Raw genomic sequence first — 24265 nt, 5'->3', positions numbered from 1 at the left:
GACCACACCGACGACCGGGCCGGATACATCGGGCCAAGTCACGCACACTGCAACACCAGCGCGGCAGGCAAGCGGTCGCACGAGGTCTGACACAAAGGCTTTGTACCACCACAACCCCCGAGCGAGTGAGTGTCAAGGGTGACACAAAGGGTGTTTATGTACCAAACATTGACCCAACCGACCCCCGGAACCCCAGGGGGGAGGGCCCAAAGGCGGAAAACGAAATGACCGCCGGGGAGGTGGCTTCATTGCGCGGAGGGTTCAAATGTTTCCGGGCCGGCGCTTTTCCGGCCTGTTTCGTGCTCGACTGATTGCTCGTTTGGAGGTTCCGATGGCTAGTGGTGGTTCACGTAATCGTTCGGGACCCCAGGCGGATCCTCGGTCTGCTCGGTCTGATGCTCGTGGCATCCAGTACAACGCGCTTCCTTCTGAGGGGCGCATGGCTCCTCCTCCTGCTCCGTGGCCGTTGTCGGATCCGCAGGTGTTCATTGAGGGCATCGAGAATGGCCGGCCGGTGAAGCAGCTGGACTCTGTGGCTTCTGAGGAGCGCAAGGAATCCGAGCTGGCTCTCTGGGATCAGGTTTGGACTTACCCGCAGGCTTGCGCTTGGGAGCGTGAGCGGTGGCGCTGGAACATCGTCGCCATGTGGGTTCGGACGTTCCTGACGGCTTCTGGACCGGAGGCGAAGGCGGCGGACAAGACGGCGCTGCATAGGTTTGGGGATCAACTGGGGCTTACTCCGGCTGGTCTTCGTGAGAATGGCTGGGCGATTGCCCGCGACGAGCTGGCTGACAGGCGTTCCGATCCGGAGCCTGCCGCACCCTCTACCGGGAAGCGTGAGCGCCGGATGAGGGCGGTTGGGGATGGTGACGGATAACGGTCTTGGGGTCATTGACTTCCCGACGCTGGGTGACCTTCTGGATGCCTGGTATGAGGCGCATTGCACGCTGCCGGACACGATTGGTATCCGGCGCCCGTATAGGCAGTCGGATTGGCAGTTCTATTGCACGGCGAACCATTACCGGGTGAAGGAAACGGCTGTGTGGCGGCCGGAGAATCCCCTTCTGGCGGCTGCGTTCCATTACCGGCGTTCGTTGGTGGTGGCGCCGCAGAAGACGGGTAAGGGGCCTTGGTCTGCGGCTGTGACTGCTGGTGAGGCTGCCGGCCCGACCATGTTTTGTGGGTGGGCGAAGGCTGGGGATGCGTACCTGTGCTCGGATAATGGCTGCGAGTGTGGCTTTGAGTTCGAGTATGAGGTTGGCGAGCCGATGGGGCGACGTCGTCCTGGACCACTGATCCAACTCCTGGCGTCCTCTGAGGCGCAGGCCGGCAACGTATATGGCCCGCTGTCCACGATGGTCATGGAGGGCCCGCTGACGGAGCTTATGGCTATCCGTGAGGGTTTCATTCGTGTGCTGGATGGTGATGGTGGGCCGAAGTCGAACCGCATTGATGTGGTGTCGTCGTCGGCTAAGTCTCGCCTTGGTCAGCCGATTACTTTCGCGAATCAGGACGAGGTTGGTCTCTATACCAAATCGAACAAGCTGATCGAGGTTGCGGAAACGCAGCGTCGAGGTCTTGCCGGCATGGGTGGCCGGTCGATTGCTACGACTAACGCTTGGGATCCTTCCGAGAATTCGTATGCGCAGCAGTCGTTCGAGTCGCAGTCTGAGGACATCTTCAAGTTCTTCCGCCAACCGCCATCTGATCTGTCGTACCGAAATAAGCGTGAGCGCCGGAAGATCCATGCGTATGTCTATTCGGGCTCGCCTTGGGTGAATCTGGACGACATTGAGGCTGAGGCTGCTGACCTTCTGCAGACGGATCCGGCGCAGGCTGAACGATTCTTCGGAAACCGGCTGGTTTCTGGTGCTGGCTCCTGGATGAAGGACGGTGTTTGGGATGCTGCCTACGCAGGCGAAATGGCTGCCAAATCCGCCTGATGGGACTGCGATCTGCCTCGGTTTCGACGGGTCGGAAAACAACGACTTCACTGCCATCCAGGCGGAGACGATTGACGGTTTCACGTTCACGCCGCGGTATGGGCCGGATCAAAATCCGACGATTTGGAATCCGGCCGAGTGGGGCGATCAAATACCCCGCTCTGAGGTCCATGCAGCGGTCGATGAACTGTTCGCCCGCTATAAGGTCCAACGCTTCTATTGTGACCCGCAGGACTGGCGCTCCGAGATTGGTGACTGGTCATTGGCGCACGGTGAGGACCACGTTTTCGAGTGGGCCACGAACCGTATCGGCAAGATGTTCGATGAGATCAAGCGGTTCGAGATTGATCTGAAAGAGCGCCGCCTGACACATGACGGTTGCCCGATTGCCACCTTGCATTTTGCCAATGCCCGTAAGGCTGCTCGCCCGGGACAGAAGTACATCCTCATCAAGCCGGCCGATCACCAGAAGATCGACGCCGCGATGGCCCGGATTCTCGCTCACACTGCCGCCTCGGATGCTCGCACTGATGGCTGGACGACTGAAACAACCGATAACCGAGTTTTTGTGTTCCGTTAGGGGGCCCGCATGGCTTTGACGCCTGAAATTACCGCTCTCTTTGCGAAGCATGAGGAGTTGGCTACGTCTTTGAGTGGCCGCGATAAGGAAATGCTGGACTTTTATAAAGGCCTGCAGAAGCTGCGCCACATGGGCCTTGCTGTTCCGCCTGATCTGCGGGACTTTGAGGCGGTCCTGAACTGGTGCCGCGTGGCGGTGGATAGTATCGCGCAGCGGCAGAAGGTGAAGTCGTTCATCCTGCCTGGTCAGGCTGAGGCGGATAACGTCCTGCAGGAGAATTGGGCGGCGAACAACCTCGATTCCGAGTCTGCCCTCCTGCATAAGGATGTGCTGATTTATGGGCGCGGCTTTGTGTGCGTCGGGACCAATGAGGAGGATCCCGAACACCCACTGGTGACGGTTGAGTCGCCCCGTGAGCTGACGGCGTTGGTTGATGCGCGTTACCGGCGCATCAGCTCTGCTTTGCGCCTCTATGGCGGCACTGCGGAGGCCCCGGAGGCTACTCTGGCGACCCTTTACCTGCCGGACTCGACGGTTTGGTATGCGAAGGGCTCGGACGGCTGGGAAGAGACGGACCGCGACGATCACGAGCTTGGCCGTGTGCCGATTGTGATGTTCCTGAACCGTCGCCTGACGGGTGAGTGGTCCGGTGAGTCGGAGATGACCGACGTCATTCCGCACGTTGAGATTGTGTCCCGGCAGTTGACGAATATGCAGGTGGCCGGCGAGACCATCGCCATTCCGAAGCGTTGGGCTGTTGGCATGTCGAAGGGCGACTTTGCGGACTCGGCTGGCGAACCGTTGCCGGTGTGGCAGGCGTACATGGGCGCGATCTGGGCCAGTGGGAACAAGGATGCCAAGTTCGGGCAGTTTGATGGCGCCGATTTGAAGAACTTCCACGACACTATCGCCATGGAGGCCGCGAATGTGTCCTCTGTGACTGGTTTGCCGCTGCGGTATTTGGGGCAGAACAGTGTGAATCCGGCCGCTGAGGGTGCTATTCGGGCTGATGAGTCGCGCCTGGTGCTGAATGTTGAGGATAAGAACTCGACTATCGGTGATGGTTGGGCGTGGGTTCAGGGCATTGTGGAGCGATTCCGCACTGGTCAGTGGCCGTTGGCGAACCAGATTAAGACTGAATGGTTCGATCCGGGCACTCCGACGTTCGCGCAGAAGGCTGACGCTCTCACTAAGCTCCACGGCGGCGGGCCGATCCTGTCCCGTGAGGGCACGTGGGACGAGTTGGGCTTCTCTGAGCCTCGCAAGGCGAAGGAGCGGGCTTACTGGGATGCCGAGAACTCGGATCCGTACTTGGCGAGCTTGGCTGATAAGGATGTGGCTGCTGATGCCGTTGCAATCCCTGCCCCAGTCGGCAACTGAGTACGCAAACACCCAGCGGAAGGAAATCCTGGCCGCGTTGGCGCTGGTTCAGCGGCAGTGGCGGCGCATGGGGGATAATTTCGACGCTTCGTACGCCCTGATTGAGCCGAAGTTGCTGGAGGCGACGTTCACGGCTCAGGAGCGGGTTGCGGCGGGGGCGTTGGCTTACATCCCGGATGTCATGGCTGAATCCGGGCTGGAGGGTCCGCGGACTCCGCTCTATGAGGCGACTCCGAAGGCGTTTGTTGGCACGGCGGGCAGTGGCTTGCCGGTGGCAACGCTGCTGTATGAGTCCGTGATCCATGCGAAGACTGCTGTGGGTAATGGCTCCACGGTGGCTCAGGCGTTGGATTCCTCCAGTAAGTGGCTGACAAGCGCGACGGGCACGCTGCTTTCTGATACGGGCAGGTCGGCTGAGAAGGTGGCCGGCAGCGCCCGTGCGGTGAAGTTGTGGACACGGATGCTGGAGCCGCCGTCGTGCGGCCGTTGCGTGATCCTGGCCGGCAAGACGTCCCGTTCGTCGGAGGCGTTCCTGCGTCACCCTAAGTGTGACTGCCGGAACATTCCCTCCAGTGAGTCCACGGCTGACGACGTGCGCGTGGATCCGCGGGCCTACTTCGATTCCCTCGACCCGGCAGGGCAGGCGAAGCTCATGGGCTCGCAGGCTAACGCTCAGGCCATGCGCGATGGGGCTGACCTGAATCAGATCATCAACGCCTACCGCCGCAAGGGTGCCGTGTCCACTGCTCAGGTCAACGGGCGGAACATCAAGTTCACCCGTGAGGGTACGACTCGCCGCGGTTATGCCTACTCCCAGATGAGCAAGGCCGAGTACGTGAAGGCGCAGGGGCAGTTGAGGCAGCGTGCTGGCAACTCGAACCGCTACCAAGAACGGTTGAAGGCGCCTCGGATGATGCCCGAAACGATTTATGCCACCGCGAAAGACCAGGCGGACGCTAAGCGGCTCCTGAGTCTCTACGGGTGGATCTAACAACAAGTTTCCCGCTGGTGCGATGCCTGTGGGGTCACGATCCGCGATGGATCACACGGAAGGAAAACAATGTCGGAAGCATTGCAGGAAGCCGGTGTCGAAGTGGCGCCGGAAGATGAAGCTGGGACACCAGAGACCCCCGAGCTTGGGGACGCCGGCAAGAAAGCGATCCAGTCTGAGCGCGAGGCTCGAAAGATTGCTGACAAGCGGGCCGACGATCTGGCTGCCGAGCTGAAAGCCATCAAGGACGCACAGTTGTCCGATGTGGAGCGTGCCAAGCAGTCGGCTGCTGAGTCTGCCGCCGAACTGGAAAGGCTGCGCACTGAGAATATCCGCGCATCAGTGGCGCTCACCAAGGGTGTCCCTGCGGATCTTATCGAATTCCTGACAGGCAAAACGGAGGAAGAAGTGACCGCGAAGGCTGATCTGCTCCTTGCCCGCCTCAATGCTCCGAAGACCCCCAAGGCCGACCCGTCTCAGGGTCCGGCCGGCAGCACCCCGAAGCTTTCCACGGCGCAGCAGTTCGCTGACGCCTGGAAAGACTAAAACCTACTTCCCTTGAAAGGGGATCCCCATGGCTGGCATTGACGTCAACCGTAGTACCTCCGGCATTGTTCTGACTCCGGAGCAGTCCGCTGAAATCTGGTCCGCCGCTGAGTACGCGTCTGCTGTTATGCAGCTCGCGCAGAAGGTGGACCTGCCCGGCTCGGGCGTTTCCGTGCCGATCATCACCGGTGAGCCCGAGGCTGACTGGGTGAATGAGACGGACGAGAAGCCTGTCTCCCGCCCGACGTTCGACAACAAGATCATGACCCCGTACACGGCGGCCGTCATCGTCCCGTTCTCGAACCAATTCAAGCGCGACAAGGCTGGTCTCTACAACGAGATTGTCCGCAAGCTTCCGCAGGCACTGGCCCGCAAGTTCGATGCCACCGTGTTCGGCCTGCAGTCGGGTGCTCCGGGCTCGAACTTCGACACGCTGGGCGGCGCCCCGCAGGTCGGCATTGGCGGGGACACTTACGCCGGCCTCGTCGCTGCGGATCAGTCCGTTGCGGCTGGCGGCGGCATCCTGAACGGCTGGGCACTGTCCCCGCAGGCCCGCGGCCTCCTGCTGGGCGCCGTGGACTCCACGGGCCGCCCGCTGTTCACCGGTGGCGTGGCCGAGGGGAATGTCCCGACACTGCTCGGGGCTCCCACTGCTGTCACTAAGGGTGTGTACGCGGCCGGCGCTGATGGCGCTGCCCGTCTGGGCTTCGCCGGCGACTGGACCTCGGCTCATTACGGTGTGGTCGAGAACATCCAGCTCGACATCTCCGATCAGGCAACCATCACTGATGGCGCCGAGCAGCTCAACCTGTGGCAGCGGAACATGTTCGCTGTTCGCGTTGAGTTCGAGGTGGGTTTCCGTGTCCGCGACATCGCCCACTTCGCTCAGCTGACCAACGCCACCCAGGCGTAACCCGTGGCTAAGTTGACCACCCCGAACTCTACCGCCGTCGTTGACGTGCCGGATGAGCTCGTGGCGCGATACGTGGCCGACGGGTGGCTGGAGGAGAAGCCCAAGGCGGCTCCGAAGGCTGCACCGAAGCGCGACAAAGACAAGTAGGAGGGTGTGCGGCTATGACGTACGCAACTGTTGAAGATGTGGTGGCCCGTTATGGCCGCACCCTGACTGCCGGCGAATCGGGACAGGTTGGCGAGTGGTTGGCGGATTTGTCCTCTGATGTTCGTGTGCGGATCCCTGATGTTGAGGCCCGCATGCTGTTGTCTGAGGATTATGCCCGGCTGGTGGTTCGGGTGATCGCTGAAACGATTGGCTCGAAGTTGCGGAACCCTGAGGGGTTGCGGCAGCGGACGGTCAGCATTGACGACTATTCGGAGACGAAGACCGTTGATGTTTCGAATTCCTCGGGCCGGCTATGGATCAGTGATGAGGATTGGTCGTTGCTTCTGCCTGCTACGGCGGGTGACGCGTTCACGATCACTCCCTGGTTTGAGCCGTGATCGCGGCTGAGGCGTTGGCTGCGGGCCGTGTCGCCGCGGAATCCCTAATGACCGACACGTGCATCATTGATCGCCCGGGTGAGCCGACCACGGATCCTGATGGGGTCGTGTCCCCGTCGTACACGCCGGTCTATATCGGCCGGTGCAAGGTGCAGCAGACTCTCGCGCAGTCGTCCTCTCCGGAGGCTGGCGGTGCGGTGTTCACGGTGCAGGGTGCCCGCCTGGATATTCCGGTGGGCATGGGCACGGTTGCGACTGGTGACCGGGTGCGGATGGTTACGGCCATGTCGAACCCGGACCTGGTTGGCAACGTGTACCGCATTGTGGAGATCTTCGAGAAGTCGTGGCAGACGGCGCAGCGGGTCAGGGTGGAGGAGTTGACGTGAGTGATTTCTCTATCGACGTCTCCGAGGTGACCGGGTTTGCTGACAGGTTCGGCCGCGTGATCCCTTCGGTGGCGGGTGAGATTGATGCCGTCGTGAAGAAGGGTGCCCAGAACGTGAAGACGGAGATGGTCGCTGATGCTTCAGCCTCCCAACACTTCCGGGGCATGGCTGGGTCGATCACTTATGACCAGCTTGGGCCGGCGCAGTATGAGGTGGGCCCGGATAAGGGTCGCCGCGGTGGCGCACTAGGTAACATCTACTACTTCGGCACGAGTCGTGGTGGTGGCACTGGGGACATTGATAAGCCGGTGAACTCTGAGACTCCTCGTTTTGAGCAGGCGCTGTCTGAGCTGATCGAGGATATTGGGGGCCGCTTGTGACTGCTGACCTTTTGGCTCGCAGCGTCGAGTCCCTGGTTGCTGGCATGACTGTCTATAAGGGCATTGTCCCGAAGACCCCCACGTTCCCGTATGTGCTGCTGTCTACGAACTTCCCGACTGTGGTTGAGCGTGCTCAGTCACGGATGGTGCAGGCTCGGGAGTTGCGGGTGCGGACGACGGTGGTTGGCGAGTCTGTGCAGTCGGTGCGGATTATCGGGCAGAAGCTCTCTGATGCGCTGGAGGGTGCCCGCCCGGTGGTTGCTGGCTGGTCGTTGGGCCGGGTTGAGTCTCGCCCGAACGATCAGGACATTGTGGCCGACCGTGACGTGACGCTGGCGAACGGGCTGAACCCTGTTTATGCGGTCATGGATTGGGTTCTCACAGCCTCGCGCACCGCCTGACCTATTCCTGCTCATATCCCATTCGCAAGGCCCTCACAAGGGGCCTTTTTTGTTGCCCGAAATGAGGCCCCAATGTTCGTCCGCGTCAGAGATAAGTCAACGCGCCACGAGTTCGATGTGCCCGAAACGGATCCCCGCATTGGGGATGCATTCGAGCTCGTCAAGCCAGGCCGGTTCCCTCCGGCTGTTCGTCCCCGCATCTCCAAGTACTTCAAGCAGCCCGTGAGGGCGACCAAGAAAGAGGCTGATAATGGCTGATTCATTCCTTCCGTCCACTCCCGCTGATGGGAACATGCTCGTCCTTCTGCTGCCTGAGGTTGCAGACCTGAAGAACATCACGGCTGCTGAGGCTACGGCCGCCGGCGCCGTTGATCTGTCCTGCTACCTGACGGGTGATGGCTACAGTCCGTCCCTGGATGAGCAGGTCATTTCGGATGAGCGCCTGTGTGACCGGGTGACTCGTGAGGCTCGCGGACGTAGTTCTCGCGGCTTGGACCTGACATACATCGACAACACGAACGCGACGGATGAGGAGACGATCAACCTCGCCGCCAACACTCTGCAGCCGGGCTCAAACCATGTGCTGTTCGTTCGCCGCGGCCTGCCGTTTGAAGACGACGTCGCAGCAGGGCAGACCTATTCCGCTTACCGGATCGAATCGGGTGAGCAGAACGAGGTTCCGCCGGAATCGAACTCTGTGCTGAAGATCAGCCAGAAGCAGTTCGTGCGTGACTCGGCTATCCGTGTGAAGGTCGCCGCGTAACCACCCTTTATCCCCTTGTGCGCCGTGTCTGGTGGGGCGCGGCGCACAAGGTTCACCCCACCAAACATCCACTAGGAGATATCCCTTGAAGCTTACTGTGAAGCGCCCTGAGACGACGGTTGAGTTCTGCCTCGATGGCGAGTTGTTCTCCCGTTATGAGGAGTTGACCGCGGATCTTGCGGAGGCCCGGAAGATGGCTCTTGCTGATGGCCGGCTGAATGGCGAGCCGAACACTATCGCCCGGCAGATTGTGGGACTTGCGCAGGAGATGCGGGCTGAGACGGTCACGTTCACATTGCGTGGAATGCCGCGCCAGGAGTGGGCGAAGCTGATCGCAGAGAACCCGCCCCGCGAAGATCACCCCGTGGACCGCACCTTTGGCGCCAACGCTGAGGCGCTGATGGCTGAGGCTATCCCCGCGTGCATTGTCGGCGTGAAGAAGGATGGCGAGCCTGTTGAATTCACGCCCGCCACTGACTGGGCCGAGCTTGCCGCCGAAATGACCGACTCTCAGTATGACGAGTTCGTACTGAAGACCATGTCGGTGAATCGGGGTCGGCAGGAGGTCCCTTTCTCGCAGGCCGCCTACAAGCTGACGGCGGACTCCGAGCAGATGTAGAAGCGGCCGAACGCCTGGGGCTCAGCTTGAAGCGGTTCCTCGGGTGGGAGCCGGTCACCACTTATGCATTTGACGGTGACCGGCTCGTGTCGTCCCAGCCGGAAACGGAGTGGGATGAGGAGCAGCAGTCCTGGATGCTGGCGCTGCAGTACTACCGGTCCGGGTTGTGCCCGAAGTGTGGCAGCCCTGTCGAGGAGTGCCATGCACCCGAAAATGAGGGTCGCTATAAGGTCCCGCCGCCTGAGCGGTGCCATAAGACGACTGCTTTGCATGTCGCGTCGGAACCGTACCGGAGCAACAAGGATGTGAAGGCGGCAGACGCCCTGCTGTATCGGGTGGAACTACCGGCCTAGTTGGGCCCGGCGGGTGAAACCAATTGCGGCGAGGATCACGCCGACGACGAGCAGCACCCATACGAGCAGTGTGGGTGCGCCTCCACTGCTGAATACGGCGACCACCAACAGCAACCCGATTGCACCCAGGAGGAGCCCAGCGCTCATCATCCCGGCGCCGGGCTTCTTCTTTGTAACTTCCCTCACGTTTGTCATGCCCTGAGTGTAACCGGCGTGGTGGACCTTTCCGCAAGGAGGCCCCCTTTTGGCTACTAGAACAATCACGGTCAACCTCCAGGCGAACGCTTCGGGCATGGTGTCGGGATTCCGCACGGCGCAGCAGGCGGCGCAGGGGTTCGCTTCCTCAGCTCAGGGGTTCGCTGAGGAGAACCGCGCCTCGATGGAGGCTGTGGGTACGGCTGGCATGGTCGCTGGTGGCGTTCTCGTCGCTGGCTTCGGTAAGGCCGTGCACACCTTTGCATCCTTCGATAAGGCGATGTCCTCCGTGAAGGCGGCAACCCACGAGTCTGCCGAGAACATGGAACTCCTGTCTGACGCGGCGATCACTGCCGGCGCGGACACTGCTTACTCTGCGGAGGAAGCGGCTGGGGCAATCGAGGAGTTGGCGAAGGCTGGCGTCTCCACGAAGGACATCCTGAATGGTGGCCTGAATGGTGCACTGTCGCTCGCTGCGGCTGGTGCACTCGACGTCGGGGAGGCTGCCGAAACGGCTGCGTCTGCCATGACGCAGTTCGGGCTCAAGGGGTCCGACATCCCGCACATTGCCGACCTCTTGGCGGCCGGCGCTGGCAAGGCTCAGGGGTCCGTGCATGACCTCGGCATGGCACTCAACCAGGCCGGCCTCGTAGCTAACAGCACGGGCCTGACGATTGAGGAAACCACGGGCGGCCTGGCCGCCTTCGCCTCCGCCGGCCTGATCGGCTCCGACGCTGGCACATCGTTCAAGTCGATGCTGCAGCGGTTGAACCCTCAGTCTGAGGCAGCGGCAACACTCATGGCTGACCTTGGCCTGTCCGCCTACGATGCGGAGGGCGAGTTCATTGGCCTCTCAGAGTACGCAGGGAAGCTCAAAGACTCACTCAGTGACATGTCCTCCGAGCAGCGCAACGCCACCATGCAGACCCTCTTTGGCGCTGATGCTGTCCGTGCTGCGAACGTGCTCTATCAGCAGGGTGCGGCTGGCATCGAGGAGTGGGAAGCAGCAGTCAATGAGGCCGGTTATGCGGCGGAGACTGCAGCCCTCATGCAGGACAACCTGGCGGGCGACCTTGAGAAGCTGGGTGGTGCGTTCGATACCGTCTTCCTCAAAGCTGGCGGCACGGGTAATGACGGGCTGCGGTTCCTGGTTCAGTCAGCCGAAGACCTTGTGGATGCGGTAGGCAAGATTCCAGCCCCGGTACTAGGCGCAATGGGTGCGGTAGGCGGTCTCGCCGGCGGCGCACTGGTCCTAGGTGGGGCATTCGTATCACTGGCGCCCCGCGTGTTCGAGACTATCGGGCACATGCGATCACTGAGCACTCAGGCCCCGCGAGTGGCGACGGGTCTGCGGCGGGCTGGTATTGCTGCCGGTGTGGCTGGAGCCGCGTTTGTTGCCCTGCAGATTATCGGCGCCGTGGGTAACTCCATGTCGGATGGTGCGGCGTCGTCCGAGAAGCTGGCTCAGTCGTTCCTCAAAGCTGCCCAGTCAGGCAAGGCGCTTGACGAGGTTGTGGGCAGTGGCTTCGTGGAGGGCTACGAGGGCATCGACTCCGTTGGTGCGGCGCTGCAGAAGATCCAGGACCGGAACTTCAGCGACACCGTGGATGACTGGATGAAGTCGCTGAGTGGTTACAAGTCGGAAATTCATCACGTCGAAGATGCTGTCGGCAAGATGGATACGGCGATCACTGAGTGGGCCAGCAGTGGCAGTCTCGACAAAGCCGCTGGCGCCTTCCGGAGCGTGGCCGAGTCTGCTGAGGCGCAGGGTATTTCGATTGAGGATACCGCAAAGAGCTTCCCGGACTACCTCAATAAACTGCGCTCACTAGCAACGAACGCCGATGTTGCTCTCACGGAGCAGGAACTTCTGAACTGGGCAATGGGCGAGACCCCGGCGGCCATGACTGCGGCCGCGGCAGCCAGCACGGACACGGCGACCGCCCTTGGCGGGGTAGGTGCTGAGGCTGAGGCTGCCGTTGTCCCACTGGAAGACATCGTGGAGGCACTGTTTGCGCTCGGCATGATCTCCATGTCGTCCCGTGATTCAACAGCGGCTTTCCATGGAGCACTGCGGGATATGCACGCAGCAACCGTTGCAGCAGGTGATGGTTCGCTGGGGCTGGGTGCGATTCTGAACGAACTCGGCACTGACTTCGACCTCACCACCGAGGCCGGAGCTGCTGCCAATGCGGCATTCCAGGCCGTGGCATCTGCTGGCATGACAGACGTTGAGGCGAAGGCTCGGGAAGGTATGGGCCAGCCTGAACTGCAGGCCAACCTTGCCACCACTTACCAGAGCCTCATCACGGCCGCGAACGGCATGGGCATTGTCGGCGGTGACGCTGAGGCGCTGGCACGCAAGGTGCTCGGCGTTCCGGACAACGTGAGTGTTGAGTCGTGGATGTCGGATGCGGCTAAGAGGATGGCCGAGTCTACGGGCGCTGCTATCGAGGCCATCCCCGCCTATAAGCGGGTGGAGGTGGACTACATCAACACGACCACCAATAGGGTCATCAACGTTGGCGACGAGGGCCATATCGCTGAGGGTGCTGGTGGCCGTGGTGGTATCACTCGCGCAATGGGTGGTCCTGTGTTCGGCCCCGGCACTGGCACCTCGGACAGTATCCCGGCGTGGCTCTCCAACGGTGAGCACGTCTTCACTGCCAAGGAAGTCCAGAACTTCGGCGGGCATGCCGCTCTCACCGCCTTCCGTGCCCAGTTGGATGCGGGTGTGCCGCCGAGTTTCGCTGCTGGTGGTCGTGTGGGGCGCGAGTATTCGGCGCCGGCGGTGACTTCCGGAGCTGCTGGGGGCAACGCGAGCCTAACTCATTTCACTGGTGATCTTTACCTTGATTCCGGCGAGTTCATGGGCAAGGTTCGCGGGGTTGCCCGGGATGAAGCCACAAGCATGGTGGGTCAGATCGACACCGCTGTCACACATTTGGGTCGCGGCGGCGTGTACTCGGGAAGGAACCTGTGAGCGATCTGCAGCATGGTGAGTTTGAGCTTGACGGGTACCTGTTTAGTGGGTCCACTTCGGCGCCTTTGTATGTCGTCGGGATGGGTACGGGTGTTGCTGGCACCCGTACCCAGGATGCCGATAATCCGGTGGGTGATGGCCGCGTTTTTGGTCGGGACTATTTGTCCGGGCCGACGTGGGCGTTTGATTTCCGTGCCGGCCCGGGTGGGGTGGATGCTGCACTTACTGCCCTTGCTGGTGTGACGAAGGCTTGGCGGTCAGCTCCACGCGATCCGGGCGATGAGTCGGTTCTGCGTTATGGGGTGGGTGACCGTACGCGCAGGGTTTATGGTCGGGCCCGTCAGTTCTCGCAGGATCCGAACCTCCTGTACGCCTTGGGTTATTCGATGGCTGTTGGTGAGTTTGATGTTGCGGACCACTGGCATTATGCCGACGTCGCGCAGCAGCTCACAGCCACCCTGATCCCGGGGAATGCTGGCGGGCTGGTGTCGCCACTGGTGTCACCACTGACCACCGTGGCTGGCGGCCAGCGTCAAGGGCTTGTCATTGTGGCTGGTGATGCCCCGGCGCCAATGGAGATTACCTTCCGTGGACCGGTAACTAACCCCAAGGTGTCGTCCACCGGCTGGCAGGTCGCACTAAACACAACGCTCGCCTATGACCAGTCGGTCACGGTGGACACTCGACGCGGGACCGTCCTGCGCAACGATGGCGCATCTTTGGGCGGCGCCCTATCTCGGCACACCTACCTCCCTGAGGCTCGGCTGCCCCCCGGTTCTCGGGAGATTGTTTTCACCGGCACGGACGTGACGGGTACGGCATCTTGCACGGTCGCCTGGCGGCCCACTTACTACGGCTTCTAAGGAGCACTCATGGCATTGGATTCTGTACCTTGGTTCATCGGCGGCGGTGCTGAGCACTCGCCTGCGGTTGCGCGAATGTTGGCTTACGCGGCCACGAGCGGCGCGACGGGGGTTATTTCGCCTAGTGACCTGAGGGTCACCGCCCTGCCGACGCCGGGGGCTGCTGTGCGGATCATGCCCGGCGGTGCGGCGATACTGAACCGCTACCCGGGCGCGGCTAACCAGTCGTATACGGCGCGTAACGCGTCGGCCACGGATGTCGCTGTGCCCGCCACGGGTTCATCCGGTGGGGCGACCCGCTACCTGATCCTGCGCGTGGATGATCCGGAGTTCGGCGGGCAGGCTCCGACAAATGTTGTGGATGGTCCGTACGTGCGAGCTGTCTTGGTGTCGAGCATCACCAATCTGGCGTACCCGTTCGTGCCGCTGGCGAAGATCACCCAGCCCGCGAACACGGCGACGATCACGCAGGCGATGATTGCCGACATCCGCGACATTGCGAACCCCCGCGAGAAGCAGGTCATCATCCCCCGCCCGCTCCAGGGGTCGGACGTTCCCGCCGCCGGGTTCGACCAGCTCAATGGTGCCACCTCTGACGGTCAGCCGTACCCGTTCTATGCCCAGGGAGCCAACCAGTCCGGGAATACACTCCTGATCCCGGAGTGGGCAACTCGGATGCAGATTGAGGCCACCTGGATTGCAGTCCGGATGCAGCCCGCCAACACAGACGGATTCGGGGACTACTGGGTGGACTTCGGGCCGGTGGTCAGGCCCGAGAAGCTCAAGTACAGCACCCGGGTATACCACTGGGATCAGGTAGCCGGGGATTTCTCCCGCAACAACTGGGAACTGGCGGACGAGGTGGCTATACCCGAGGAGCTGCGGGGCCAGAATGTGTCTTTCCTGATGAAGGCTAGCCGCCAGGGGGCAGCTTATCCCAGGATGGATGGTCGGTCGGGATACAAGCTGAAGGTGCGGTTTCTGGAACGGGCAGATTCGGGTGTGGCGTGAGTGGTTGGCGCTACATTGCCACCCGCCTGAATGGTGACGGGACGGAGGTATTCCTGTCATGGGATGTGCCATTGCAGGGCGCAGCGATTGTGGATGATCTGTCTGGGCCGGGTGGCATCGCGGGCAATATCAGCCCGGAGATTGCCCGGCTGCAGACCGTGGATGGGGATCCAGTATTCCTGCCGTGGTCCACTGCTATCTATGCCGAGAAGGACGGGCATATTCGCGGCGGCGCCATCCTGGCTGACCTGAGCGAGGATGGGCCACGGCTATCTCTGGACTGTGTTGGGTTCAGTGGATACCTGCAGGGCCAGCCGTACACCGGGGATCTATCCAAGGTTGGGGTTGATCCACTGGCGATGGCCCGCGAGCTGTGGGCGCATAAGCAGAAGGCTCGCGGCGGGAATCTGGGGATGGTTCTTGATTCCACTGCATCCACGGTGCGTATTGGTACGGCGGAGAAGTCCACGGAGTTCACTACAGGCACTGGGGAGGATGTTGCTTTCGACTCGGGCCCGTATGTTCTGAATTGGTGGTCAACCCACGACATGGGGGGCGAGTTCGACAGCCTCGCCGCCTCCACCCCCTTCGATTACCAGGTAGTCCATGCATGGTCCGGGGAGACAATCAGCCACCGGATGAAGTTGGGCTACCCGACACTTGGCCGCCGACGCGATGACCTACGGTTCATGGTCGGAGAGAACGTGTTCGTGGTCCCCAAGATCGAGTATTCCGGTGATGCGTACGCATCCGAGGCCATCGTCTTGGGTGCTGGTGAGGGCCGGAAGATGATCCGCGGCACTGAGTCCACAGTCTCGGGTAGGTTGCACCGCGCCGTGGTGGTGGAAGACAAGAGCCTTACCACGAAGCAGGCAGCCCAGAAAGTGGCGGCCTCCGAAGTGAAGGCGCGCCTTGGCGATGCTGACATTGATGAGCTGGTGGTGCGCGAGCACCCACACGCCGCACTGGGTTCTTTCAGTGTGGGTGACGAAATCAGGATCGACACCCGTGATGGCTGGTCTTCCGGCCTGAGCTTGTGGGTGCGCATCCTTTCCATGAAGACCGAACCTGACCTGAATAAGTGCACCCTGACGGTTGCGAGGGTCGAGAAAGTGACGTGAGGTAATGGTCTCTCCTATTGACCGGCTGGCCCGTGAGTTGTCGGTGCTCAAGAGCCAAGTGAAGGGGTTGTCTCGCACCCCGCAACTGGCGTACTCCTCGATTGAGAATGGGTCCGTGGATGAGTATGACGGTGATGGGAATCTGGTTTCTGTCATCGGCAAGCAGTATGACGGCACGCACGGTGCTGTCGTCGTGTCCGGGCCTGTGCCGCCCGTCCCCAATGCGCCGCTGGTAACTGGTGGTCTCAGCTTGAACATTGGCTGGGATGGCACGTTCGTGAATGATGCCGGCGTCCAGGACATCACCATTCCGGCGCCGATGGACTTTACGCGGGTTGAGCTCCATGCTTCCCGGACGTCAGGGTTCAGTGCGGATACGGCGGACACTCTGATTGACACCATCGAGTCACCCCGTGGCGGCACCCGTCCGGCGATGCTCGATGAGGGCACTTGGTACGCGGTGCTAGTGGCTCGCTCGGCTTCGGGCAAGCGGTCTGCTCAGTCGGCTGAGGCCAGCGCTGTGGTCACCCCGCCCGTTGGTGCGGATGTGGATGTGGACGCCCTGCGGGAGGAGTTCGCCGCCGCGGACGAGGCATTGAACAAGGCGCTGGCGGAAAACGCCGTCGTGCAGCTGGCCCTGCGGGGTGCGGTTACTGAGCTGCAGGACACCACCCTGCCCGCCCTGAACGCGGAGCTTTCTCAAGCCAAGGGCAGGCTGGACGACGCTGACCACCTGCTGAATGTAACCTTCCCCCAGCGCATTTCCGAAGCCGAGGGGACAGCGGGAACCGCCCTGGCAAACGCAAACTCAGCCCTCACAATGGCAGGCAGTGGCTCCCGCGTCCTCTACGGCACCACTAACCCCTCCGGCACCGCCCGGGAGGGGGACACCTGGCGCAAGACGGCAAGTGCAACGGGCGACGTGATCGCGGAATGGAGGTACACCAAGAACGGCGCAGGCACCTTGGCCTGGACCCCACAGAAGGTCACCAGCGATATGGTCTCCAACCTGGACATCGGCAAGCTCTCCGCCGGTACGGGTACGTTCATCACGGCTGTGGCGGAGAAGATGGCCACGGCCACGGCTAGTATCCAGAAGGCCGACATCGGCAACCTTACAGTGACTGGCAACTCTGCCCTGAATACACTTACCGCGCAGCGGATAGCTTCCGGGGTGGGCCAGTTTATCGATCTGAGCACCGACCAGTTGACGGCGGGCACCGCCTCCATCGGGACGGCTGTGGCGGACCGACTGTTCGCGGACATCTTCAGCACACGCAAGTTAAACGCGTCTCAGGTCTTCATCGGGCACCCGGGCAACATGTACCCGGACCCCATGTTTATGCAGCCAGGGTTTATTACCCGGCAGAATGATGCGTCCACCTGCCGTGTTTACAAGTCGGGGGCCAACCTGGGACTAGATCCGGGTACGACGACCACCACTTACTACCGTCCGATGGGTGAACCGCAGAACACCACCGACTACAAGAACTGGATCTCAGTCCAGCCAGGGGAGGCGTGGGAGCTGTCCTTCGACACGGACGCCTGGAAGGTTGCAAGCGTCGCCAAATTCGTGGGCCGGACACTGGACGGGCAGGCCTACGCTAACCCGACAAAGACGGTAACCGTCCCGGTCGGATCGACCAGTGTGAAGCTCGTGGCGACAATCCCTGCTGACTGCTACTGGATCTGTCCTGAGATTAGCGTCCTCGGAGGGAAGGGCATTTCATTCATAAAAGCTGGTTCCATTATGGTGCGCCAGATAATAACGCCGTCGCTGATCGTGGACGGGTTCTTCCAGGGCCTGCGCGTGATTGGTGCGAGCATCGAGACCAATACGGCCGCCAGCCGCGGCGTGAAGATGACCGATGCCGGACTTTTCGCCTATGACAGCACCGGGAAGGAGACGCTGCGTTTCGACGGGGCGAACAGTATCCTCACCGGGGCAACGATCCGCACCGCAGCCAGTGGTGCGCGGATCCAAATCTCCGAAACAGGGCTGCACGGGTGGGGCGCTGATAACGTCCAGTATCTGAAGGCTGACTCCAGTGGCCTCGAAATGACCGGCTCCATCACGTCCACGGGGAAGACGACTGAGGCGGTCCCCCGTACCATCAATGCCAGCCTGCAGGCTGTGGTACGGGACATTACGGGACAGGAATCGGTTGCGAACCCATCGCTGATTTTCGACACTGGCGAGTATGACCCCTGGAACGCGCCGGGGATCAACAGCCCAGACGGCCGCTCACTACAGCTGCAGGCCGGGACGGTTGTCGCGTTTGCCCATAAGGTCACTCTCGGCTCATTCCCGACACCCTTTGCAATCGACGGCAATCTTATAACCATCGGCAATATAGGTTTTCTTGGCGGCCCCCCAGCCGCCGTGAACCTCCTCGGCAATGTGAAGGTGAACGGCGGCCAGGTGATGAAGACCGTCACCCCGAACATTCCAGCCGATCAGCAGCCTATCGAACTCATCGCCAACGGATCAGCGACCACGAACGCGCAAGGCGAGTTCACCATCACCTTCCCCACTGGCGCATTCCCCACCGCCTGCGTCGCAATCTTCATGGTCCCCAACTCAGGCGGCGCGGTCATCCCCGTTGTCAATGGCACCACTGCTCTCTCAAAAACCAACTGCCGTGCAGTCCAGCCCGGTAACGGAAACAAAGCAATCACCTATTCATACCGAGCAATCGGTTACTAAGGAGGCTCATAAAATGGCTATTGTGCGAATCGACATCCGCGAAAACGATGGATCCTCAACCATCGCAGAAGCTGTGGACGCGAATCCCGAACAGATCGAGGCCGCCCGGGAACTCGCCCTCGACATCACCCGCAACATGGCACTCCCGGAAACAGCCGCCTCCGAATAACCGTCTAGCAGGCCAGTACGCACCAGGCACCTTTCGGGGTGCTTTTTTTGTACCCACTATCGGGGCGGTTCAAATGGCCGCCCCGATAGCGCGAACCCCCGCACCTGCGTCAACAGGCCGGGGGCGCGACCAACACCCGAGTCTCAAACAGGAGTGTCGATATGCCCATTAACACCACAAGCCGGGCGGTTAAGCCAATTCCGCCACGACTCAGAAGGAACATAAATGATCCGTTGGTGCCTCGTGGCTAAGCGAATCCTGCACCACCTCACCCCTGTTGACTGGGCTTTCGTCAACTTCAAGATCGCACTCGGTATCATTTGGCCGATCTTTTACTTCTCCGCTAATCCGGTCCGACCCCACGGCACGGACGGATTCTTCCTCTACCTCTGGTGCGGATTCACCGTCGTGGGCTTCGTCGTCTCGCTGACCGGGCTCATCCTCGCCGCACAGCCTCGCCGCTTCCGATACTCCGGCCGGCAGATCGAAATCGCGGGCATCTGGCTATTCCTTGGCGGGCCCGTGTGCTACGGCATCCTGCAAGCCGGGCTGGTCGCAGACGGCGGCGGCACCATCCGGGGCGCGCAGATCGCTATGGCCTACGCGCTCACCGCAGCACTTGTGGGACGCGTGTTGATCGTAAGGGACGGTGTTCGCCGGGCGGCCATCCGCACGGAAGAAGGTCTCTGATGGACGGCATCCTGGTTGCGGGCATCAGCACGCTCGGCGTTCTCCTCTCCGGTGCAGTCGCTACCCTCATCGGCAAGAAAGCGCGAGGCCCAGCTGAACAGCAGGCCGCACGGCGCGACACCATCGCCGACCGTGACGGGCTCATCGACAAGCTGAACGGACGCATTGATGACCTAGAGGTGCGGGTCAAATCCACTGAGGATGAGGTTCGCGCTGTCCGCGATCACAACAACGCGCTCATCAACTTCTGTTACCGGCTCCTCGCAATCGTTCGCCGTCACGGGCATGAGGACGAGATTCCCCTGCCGCCGCCGAGCGGCATCCACCTCTAAGCCCCGCACTCCGGGGCTTCCCTTTACGCCCCTAGGAGGGCCATGACCGTCTTTGATCGCTTCCCCGTGGATATGCCCCCGGGGTGGATAAGCCAGGACTACGGCAACCGCAACACCTGGGAAGTGAACCCCCACGCGGGGTTGGATATAGCGGCCGCCGCAGGCACCCCCATTTACGCGCCGTGTGATGCGTTCGTTGTGTGGGCCAGTTTCGACCCCTTCCCACCCGGCAACACCTGGGAGCAACTGGCCGGTAGCCGGGCCTCGGGTGGGTGCACCATCCTGCAGCCCGCCGGCCCGCACACGTCGCTCCAGACCAGCATCTCCCATCAACTGGAGATCGCCGTGGCGCCCGGCCAGTTCGTGAAATCCGGCCAGTTCATCGGCCGGGTGGGCAGTACCGGCAACAGCTCCGGCCCACACGTCCACTGGGAAGCCTTCATCGACTACGCGGAAGGGGTTTATCCTCCCGGCACGTTCTACGGCCGCGTGAACCCGCTCGACTACTTCAAGACCATCAACACTGTCCCGGTGCTCGGAACCGGCGGCAAAGGCTCCACCACCCCAGCACAGGAAGAGGACGACATGCCCAGTTTCAGCGAGCGAATACTCGACACCATCGACGGCAAGAAGGCCAGCCTCAACGAGATCATCAACAGCATCGACCGGAAGCAGGACCAGCAGGGCGCGGTGCTGTCCAAGCTGGTGGCCGCACTGGATCAGAACGTGAAGCTGACGTCGGGCATCCTCGCCACCCGCATCCCCGACCCCTCCGACCCGAAGAAGTCGTACACCATCGCGGACTACATCGTCTGGTCAGCAACCAATGCAAAGGCCGCGGCCGGCAATGCGGGTAAGGCCGTGCAGAACACGAGCCCCGAGAACCTGGCAAAGGCCGTCAGTGAGGCACAGTCCAGCGTCACCGCACAGAGCGTCGCGGACCAACTGCAGGTCAACATCAACGTGAAGGAGTCCTAATGTTCACTCTCGCATTCTGGAAGGCCACCTTTGAACGTGGCATCAAAACCCTGGCACAGTCCGCCGCAGCCTTGCTCGTCGGTGATGGCCTCGGACTGCTCACCGTGGACTGGGTGACTGTCGGCTCCGTTGCCGGTCTCGCCGCGGTCATCTCCGTGCTGACGTCCATCGGCACCGGGGCGATCACGGACGGCTCCCCGTCAGCTTCGACCGCCGAAACACTGAGCATCCCGGACGGCACCGGTAAACGCCGAACATGACAAAGCGCCCCGCTCAAACGAGCGGGGCGCGATTTGTCGTTAAGTGGTCAAGCGTTCATCGGGAAGTATGGGCTCATGGCAGGCATGTCAGCGGCCAGCATGAGGCCGAAGATCATCCCGACCGTAATCATGATCGCGGACAGCACCAGCAGCACCGCGTACATGTACCAATCGAAGGCCACCACCGCATGAAACAGACGGGCGGCAGGGTTGCTACTCTTACTCATATCGAACTCCTCAACAGTTCGGTCATGGCCCCGGGGTGTTACAGCACCCGCGGGGTTTTAATCTGCCTACCGTAACACCGCCCGAATACGATTAATAGATGCAACCGCACGACCCCCGGAGTGGTGGCTAAGCCAAGGCTGCTTCAAGCACTAGGGGTTTCGTCTCCGGCTCCCACTCCAACGCCTTAGCTGCAACCTCGGCCCCGCGGAAGTGGGCATCTGGCAGCAGGTCACTGTATCGGTCGATGGTCGTGTTGATCGACTCATGCCCCAGCCGTCGTGACAGCTCATAGATGGACAGTCCGCCGGCCAACATCAAGGCCGCGTGAGTGTGCCGCAGGTCGTGGATCCGCGGCCGATTACCCGCACCCTCGTCATAGCCGAGACTATCCAACGCCTTAGCCCAGAACTCATGGAACGTGGAGTGCCTGATGGGTCCGCCGTACGACGTCGTGAAGACATAGCCCGCCTCGCCTGCCTTCTCTATAAGGGGCAGGATTTCCGTCACCAATGACGGCGGAAGACTGATACTGCGGCGTGACTTCCTGGTCTTAGGCGGGCCAATATAGAACCGGTTGTCCCCGTCACGCTTCCATGCCCGTTCGATCCGCACCGTGACAGTGTCGCCCTCGAAGTTGAAGTCTCCCCCGCGTACCGCTGTTGCCTCACCGAAGCGTGCACCGGTAGCCCGCAGGAACGCCACAAACCCCCGGTAACGCTCCGGCATGGCCTGCGTCACCTTCCATGACTCCTCAGCCGTCATGGGCCGCATCTTCTCCTCAGTGGACGCATCCTTGGGCAGCTTCACACCCTTGCACGGGTTGTCTTTGCGCCACCCTGCACGCACGGCTGTCTCGAATGACGCAGACAGTAGGCCGTGATGGTTCGCAATGGTCTTAGCCGATAGCCCCTTGCCCTGCATGGTGCGGATCCACTGCACAAGGTCAATGTGCGTGATCGAACCAACCGGCAGCGCACCGAACTTGCCGTTGAAGTGGTTACTGATCGCGGCGCCGTACCGCTTGATCTGGTCCGGGCCGGCACTGGTCAGCAGCTCGACATGCCGGACCAGGTTCTCGGCAACGCTTGGGCCCTCGACTTGGATTTGCTGCAGCAGGCCCTCAACTGCGGAGAGCGAGTTGCCGTTCGCCTCAACCAGCCGCTTGAAGCGTTCGGCCTCGGGTTGGTTCGGGAGTTGGTAGGAGGTCTGTTTTCCGGTGTCAGCGTCACGCCAAAGCACGGCGAATGTGGTGCTGCCGTCCGCTCTGCGCCGCTCTCTGATGCTTGCCATGCGGTCAGCTTAACGGATTCTCGTCAACAAAACCGGGTGATCCGTCAACATGGCAAAGAAAAGGCCCCTACATCGGCTAGATGTAGGGGCCAATTTGGCGGAGGATGGGGGATTTGAACCCCCGAGGGCGTTAACCCAACACGCGTTCCAGGCGTGCGCCATAGGCCGCTAGGCGAATCCTCCAGGCTTTGCTCGTCAAGAGCAGATACAAGACTACCGGACAATGGCCCGATTGCCGAATCGGGAGGCATCTGCGAAAACGCCACCCTCCCGATGACCGTCCGGGCGGCCGCCCCGCCCGCTAGGGTGGGACCACTGTCTACGCTTTCCGGGGGAACCATGAGAAAAACTGCCGCCATTCCTGCCATCGCCCTGATGCTGGTGACCGGCTGCAGCGCCGAAGCTGTGGAGTCCGGCAGCTCCTCGGCCTCCGCACCGGCACCTGCCGCGCCGTCCGCTGCAGCGCCGAGCGCCGAAACGGCGGCGCAGGACACGGAGGAAGCCACCTGCCTCAAGCTCCTCGAGACCGACGGCAAAGGCCCGCTCTACAACGCCATCCACCGCGTGCAGTTCGGTGGCGGAACCAGTGGCTTCCAGGGAACCGCCGACGACGCCCGCGTGCTCCAGGAGGAGCTTGACGGCATAGCCGCCACTGCCCCGCACACCCTGGCCCTGCTGCTGGAAGGGCTCGTCTCGCCGCTGGAGAGCGTCGCAGGACAAGCCGCTGACCCGGGTTCCGCCTGGAACTTCAATGTCGATATCTGGAAGGGTGCCGTCTCGGGGCTGCTGAGCCGCTGCGCCCCGTACGAGGCCAGCGAAACTGCAGCCACCTATACCGTTTTTCCGGGAACAATAGCCCGCGTCGTCCCCGCCTACCCGGGATACCCGCTGGTGGTGGACGCCGCTTCCCTGGATTACCGCGTTGCCGCCTGGTACGACGGCCGGCTGGTGGACGGCCGGGTCGTGGCGCTGGCTCCAGGGCTCTACACCCCCCATGACCCCAACATCCCTGACCTGCTGGCCTACTACGTCCCCGCCGGCACCGCGGGCGATACCGCGAGAAAACTCACGGTCTTCCCCGACTCCAGCCGCGGAGGCACCTGGTCCGGAGTGCTCCCTGGCACCCAGGAACCGCAGCTGTAAGGACAAAAAGAAAGCCCGCCCCTGGGTAAGGGGCGGGCCTTCCAATATCCGTGGCATTAATACCGGATTAAACAGCTGAGGTCCGTACCATCACTGGTACGGACCTCAGCCTCTGAACATAAAATATGTCCGGCGGTGACCTACTCTCCCACATCCTCCCGGATGCAGTACCATCGGCGCTGTGGGTCTTAGCTTCCGGGTTCGGAATGGGACCGGGCGTTTCCCCCACGCTATGACCGCCGTAACCCTTCCACCCCGCACCACCCCGGCAAACAAACCCCAGGGTGAGGGGAAATCAATGGTCACAACAAAAACACGCGTAGTGTTTCGATGCAATATATAACTGTAATTATACGGCACGCACGTCCCTGTTAAGAGACGGTTGATACCGGTTCCACGGTGACAAACCACACGGGTTTGTTATCCGGGAACCACATAGTGGACGCAAGCAGCACATGATCTAACAACACCCTTTATACTTTGACGGACCGTTTG

At 61.6% G+C, this 24265-nt stretch carries 28 protein-coding genes, 1 tRNA gene and 1 rRNA gene; 25 read left to right on the top strand and 5 right to left on the bottom strand.

From position 1 onward, the window contains the following. The first annotated feature begins 481 nt into the window (after window positions 1-481). The 14 genes from KKR91_RS01200 (at window position 482) to KKR91_RS01135 (ending at window position 9447) form a co-directional block, all read left to right on the top strand. Window positions 482-877: a hypothetical protein gene (locus KKR91_RS01200; RefSeq protein ID WP_210231508.1), complete on the top strand. Its 396-nt coding sequence runs from the start codon at window positions 482-484 to the stop codon at window positions 875-877. Next, window positions 864-1943, top strand: a complete 1080-nt coding sequence (locus KKR91_RS01195) for a terminase (protein WP_210231509.1) — start codon at window positions 864-866, stop codon at window positions 1941-1943. Before KKR91_RS01200 ends, KKR91_RS01195 begins: the two co-directional genes overlap by 14 nt. Next, the gene (locus KKR91_RS01190) at window positions 1903-2523 is read left to right on the top strand and encodes a terminase (RefSeq protein ID WP_210231510.1); all 621 of its coding nucleotides are present in this window, start codon (window positions 1903-1905) and stop codon (window positions 2521-2523) included. The genes KKR91_RS01195 and KKR91_RS01190 overlap by 41 nt, the downstream gene beginning before the upstream one ends. Window positions 2524-2532: 9 nt before the next feature. Continuing rightward, on the top strand, window positions 2533-3903 hold the full coding sequence (locus KKR91_RS01185; RefSeq protein WP_210231511.1) for a phage portal protein: 1371 nt from the start codon (window positions 2533-2535) through the stop codon (window positions 3901-3903). Further along, complete coding sequence (locus KKR91_RS01180; RefSeq protein ID WP_210231512.1) at window positions 3869-4894, top strand: hypothetical protein; 1026 nt, start codon at window positions 3869-3871, stop codon at window positions 4892-4894. The genes KKR91_RS01185 and KKR91_RS01180 overlap by 35 nt, the downstream gene beginning before the upstream one ends. 69 nt (window positions 4895-4963) lie before the next feature. Further along, a complete protein-coding gene (locus KKR91_RS01175) occupies window positions 4964-5440 on the top strand; it encodes a hypothetical protein (RefSeq protein ID WP_210231513.1) in 477 nt (158 codons plus the stop codon). A 28-nt stretch (window positions 5441-5468) separates the two neighbouring features. Then, window positions 5469-6353, top strand: coding sequence for a phage major capsid protein (locus KKR91_RS01170; RefSeq protein WP_210231514.1), 885 nt, complete (start codon window positions 5469-5471; stop codon window positions 6351-6353). 3 nt (window positions 6354-6356) lie between these two features. Continuing rightward, on the top strand, window positions 6357-6500 hold the full coding sequence (locus KKR91_RS01165) for a hypothetical protein (RefSeq protein ID WP_210231515.1): 144 nt from the start codon (window positions 6357-6359) through the stop codon (window positions 6498-6500). Window positions 6501-6514: 14 nt separating this feature from the next. Further along, on the top strand, window positions 6515-6898 hold the full coding sequence (locus KKR91_RS01160; RefSeq protein WP_210231516.1) for a hypothetical protein: 384 nt from the start codon (window positions 6515-6517) through the stop codon (window positions 6896-6898). After that, entirely contained in the window at window positions 6895-7284 is a 390-nt protein-coding gene (locus KKR91_RS01155; RefSeq protein WP_273544907.1) for a DUF6093 family protein, read from the top strand. The genes KKR91_RS01160 and KKR91_RS01155 overlap by 4 nt, the downstream gene beginning before the upstream one ends. Then, the gene (locus KKR91_RS01150; protein WP_237687442.1) at window positions 7281-7664 is read left to right on the top strand and encodes a hypothetical protein; all 384 of its coding nucleotides are present in this window, start codon (window positions 7281-7283) and stop codon (window positions 7662-7664) included. Before KKR91_RS01155 ends, KKR91_RS01150 begins: the two co-directional genes overlap by 4 nt. Next, window positions 7661-8065: a tail completion protein gp17 gene (gp17, locus tag KKR91_RS01145; RefSeq protein WP_420481412.1), complete on the top strand. Its 405-nt coding sequence runs from the start codon at window positions 7661-7663 to the stop codon at window positions 8063-8065. The genes KKR91_RS01150 and gp17 overlap by 4 nt, the downstream gene beginning before the upstream one ends. A 250-nt stretch (window positions 8066-8315) precedes the next feature. Continuing rightward, window positions 8316-8828: a phage tail tube protein gene (locus KKR91_RS01140; RefSeq protein ID WP_210231519.1), complete on the top strand. Its 513-nt coding sequence runs from the start codon at window positions 8316-8318 to the stop codon at window positions 8826-8828. An 85-nt stretch (window positions 8829-8913) separates the two neighbouring features. Then, window positions 8914-9447, top strand: a complete 534-nt coding sequence (locus KKR91_RS01135) for a hypothetical protein (RefSeq protein ID WP_210231520.1) — start codon at window positions 8914-8916, stop codon at window positions 9445-9447. Between the two features lie 341 nt (window positions 9448-9788). Here the strand turns inward: KKR91_RS01135 and KKR91_RS01130 are convergent, their stop codons facing one another. Beyond that, on the bottom strand, window positions 9789-9995 hold the full coding sequence (locus KKR91_RS01130; protein WP_210231521.1) for a hypothetical protein: 207 nt from the start codon (window positions 9993-9995) through the stop codon (window positions 9789-9791). A gap of 49 nt (window positions 9996-10044) precedes the next feature. On the opposite strand from KKR91_RS01130, the gene KKR91_RS01125 reads away from it, so the two are divergent. From KKR91_RS01125 to KKR91_RS01080, 10 genes are all read left to right on the top strand, one after another. Further along, on the top strand, window positions 10045-12978 hold the full coding sequence (locus KKR91_RS01125; RefSeq protein WP_210231522.1) for a phage tail tape measure protein: 2934 nt from the start codon (window positions 10045-10047) through the stop codon (window positions 12976-12978). Further along, the gene (locus tag KKR91_RS01120; protein ID WP_210231523.1) at window positions 12975-13841 is read left to right on the top strand and encodes a phage distal tail protein; all 867 of its coding nucleotides are present in this window, start codon (window positions 12975-12977) and stop codon (window positions 13839-13841) included. Before KKR91_RS01125 ends, KKR91_RS01120 begins: the two co-directional genes overlap by 4 nt. A gap of 9 nt (window positions 13842-13850) precedes the next feature. Beyond that, window positions 13851-14852, top strand: coding sequence for a hypothetical protein (locus tag KKR91_RS01115; protein ID WP_210231524.1), 1002 nt, complete (start codon window positions 13851-13853; stop codon window positions 14850-14852). After that, window positions 14849-15973: a hypothetical protein gene (locus KKR91_RS01110; protein ID WP_210231525.1), complete on the top strand. Its 1125-nt coding sequence runs from the start codon at window positions 14849-14851 to the stop codon at window positions 15971-15973. Before KKR91_RS01115 ends, KKR91_RS01110 begins: the two co-directional genes overlap by 4 nt. Window positions 15974-16088: 115 nt before the next feature. Beyond that, the gene (locus tag KKR91_RS01105; RefSeq protein ID WP_210231526.1) at window positions 16089-18680 is read left to right on the top strand and encodes a gp53-like domain-containing protein; all 2592 of its coding nucleotides are present in this window, start codon (window positions 16089-16091) and stop codon (window positions 18678-18680) included. 13 nt (window positions 18681-18693) lie between these two features. After that, window positions 18694-18849 (top strand): hypothetical protein, encoded by a 156-nt coding sequence (locus KKR91_RS01100; protein WP_210231527.1) that lies wholly within the window; start codon window positions 18694-18696, stop codon window positions 18847-18849. A gap of 243 nt (window positions 18850-19092) precedes the next feature. Continuing rightward, window positions 19093-19539 (top strand): hypothetical protein, encoded by a 447-nt coding sequence (locus KKR91_RS01095; protein WP_215057253.1) that lies wholly within the window; start codon window positions 19093-19095, stop codon window positions 19537-19539. Next, window positions 19539-19871 carry a hypothetical protein gene (locus KKR91_RS01090; protein WP_210231529.1) on the top strand — a complete coding sequence of 111 codons (333 nt, stop codon included), beginning with the start codon at window positions 19539-19541 and terminating at the stop codon, window positions 19869-19871. Before KKR91_RS01095 ends, KKR91_RS01090 begins: the two co-directional genes overlap by 1 nt. Window positions 19872-19913: 42 nt before the next feature. Then, window positions 19914-20849, top strand: a complete 936-nt coding sequence (locus KKR91_RS01085; protein ID WP_210231530.1) for a M23 family metallopeptidase — start codon at window positions 19914-19916, stop codon at window positions 20847-20849. Beyond that, window positions 20849-21109, top strand: a complete 261-nt coding sequence (locus KKR91_RS01080; protein ID WP_210231531.1) for a holin — start codon at window positions 20849-20851, stop codon at window positions 21107-21109. Before KKR91_RS01085 ends, KKR91_RS01080 begins: the two co-directional genes overlap by 1 nt. Before the next feature lie 47 nt (window positions 21110-21156). On the opposite strand, the gene KKR91_RS01075 is transcribed toward KKR91_RS01080, so the two are convergent. The 3 genes from KKR91_RS01075 to KKR91_RS01065 all read right to left on the bottom strand — a co-directional run bounded on the left by KKR91_RS01075 (window position 21157) and on the right by KKR91_RS01065 (window position 22810). Then, a complete protein-coding gene (locus KKR91_RS01075) occupies window positions 21157-21336 on the bottom strand; it encodes a hypothetical protein (RefSeq protein WP_210231532.1) in 180 nt (59 codons plus the stop codon). Between the two features lie 127 nt (window positions 21337-21463). Continuing rightward, window positions 21464-22627 (bottom strand): tyrosine-type recombinase/integrase, encoded by a 1164-nt coding sequence (locus KKR91_RS01070; RefSeq protein WP_210231533.1) that lies wholly within the window; start codon window positions 22625-22627, stop codon window positions 21464-21466. 95 nt (window positions 22628-22722) lie between these two features. Continuing rightward, window positions 22723-22810, bottom strand: a tRNA-Ser gene (locus tag KKR91_RS01065). A gap of 156 nt (window positions 22811-22966) precedes the next feature. On the opposite strand from KKR91_RS01065, the gene KKR91_RS01060 reads away from it, so the two are divergent. Continuing rightward, the gene (locus KKR91_RS01060) at window positions 22967-23770 is read left to right on the top strand and encodes a hypothetical protein (protein WP_210231534.1); all 804 of its coding nucleotides are present in this window, start codon (window positions 22967-22969) and stop codon (window positions 23768-23770) included. 127 nt (window positions 23771-23897) lie between these two features. On the opposite strand, the gene rrf is transcribed toward KKR91_RS01060, so the two are convergent. Next, window positions 23898-24014, bottom strand: a 5S ribosomal RNA gene (gene rrf / locus KKR91_RS01055). Window positions 24015-24265 lie beyond the last annotated feature (251 nt).

It is taken from the genome of Arthrobacter jiangjiafuii, from assembly GCF_018622995.1.
Classification (GTDB): domain Bacteria; phylum Actinomycetota; class Actinomycetes; order Actinomycetales; family Micrococcaceae; genus Arthrobacter_B; species Arthrobacter_B jiangjiafuii.
This window is presented reverse-complemented; position numbering and strand designations above follow the sequence as displayed.

Coding starts and splice junctions, on each gene's coding strand:
- KKR91_RS01195 (WP_210231509.1), top strand. CDS start 864: ATGGTGACGGATAACGGTCTTGGGGTCATTGACTTCCCGACGCTGGGT.
- KKR91_RS01190 (WP_210231510.1), top strand. CDS start 1,903: ATGCTGCCTACGCAGGCGAAATGGCTGCCAAATCCGCCTGATGGGACT.
- KKR91_RS01185 (WP_210231511.1), top strand. CDS start 2,533: ATGGCTTTGACGCCTGAAATTACCGCTCTCTTTGCGAAGCATGAGGAG.
- KKR91_RS01180 (WP_210231512.1), top strand. CDS start 3,869: ATGCCGTTGCAATCCCTGCCCCAGTCGGCAACTGAGTACGCAAACACC.
- KKR91_RS01175 (WP_210231513.1), top strand. CDS start 4,964: ATGTCGGAAGCATTGCAGGAAGCCGGTGTCGAAGTGGCGCCGGAAGAT.
- KKR91_RS01170 (WP_210231514.1), top strand. CDS start 5,469: ATGGCTGGCATTGACGTCAACCGTAGTACCTCCGGCATTGTTCTGACT.
- KKR91_RS01160 (WP_210231516.1), top strand. CDS start 6,515: ATGACGTACGCAACTGTTGAAGATGTGGTGGCCCGTTATGGCCGCACC.
- KKR91_RS01140 (WP_210231519.1), top strand. CDS start 8,316: ATGGCTGATTCATTCCTTCCGTCCACTCCCGCTGATGGGAACATGCTC.
- KKR91_RS01130 (WP_210231521.1), bottom strand. CDS start 9,995: ATGACAAACGTGAGGGAAGTTACAAAGAAGAAGCCCGGCGCCGGGATG.
- KKR91_RS01115 (WP_210231524.1), top strand. CDS start 13,851: ATGGCATTGGATTCTGTACCTTGGTTCATCGGCGGCGGTGCTGAGCAC.
- KKR91_RS01100 (WP_210231527.1), top strand. CDS start 18,694: ATGGCTATTGTGCGAATCGACATCCGCGAAAACGATGGATCCTCAACC.
- KKR91_RS01090 (WP_210231529.1), top strand. CDS start 19,539: ATGGACGGCATCCTGGTTGCGGGCATCAGCACGCTCGGCGTTCTCCTC.
- KKR91_RS01085 (WP_210231530.1), top strand. CDS start 19,914: ATGACCGTCTTTGATCGCTTCCCCGTGGATATGCCCCCGGGGTGGATA.
- KKR91_RS01080 (WP_210231531.1), top strand. CDS start 20,849: ATGTTCACTCTCGCATTCTGGAAGGCCACCTTTGAACGTGGCATCAAA.
- KKR91_RS01075 (WP_210231532.1), bottom strand. CDS start 21,336: ATGAGTAAGAGTAGCAACCCTGCCGCCCGTCTGTTTCATGCGGTGGTG.
- KKR91_RS01070 (WP_210231533.1), bottom strand. CDS start 22,627: ATGGCAAGCATCAGAGAGCGGCGCAGAGCGGACGGCAGCACCACATTC.
- KKR91_RS01060 (WP_210231534.1), top strand. CDS start 22,967: ATGAGAAAAACTGCCGCCATTCCTGCCATCGCCCTGATGCTGGTGACC.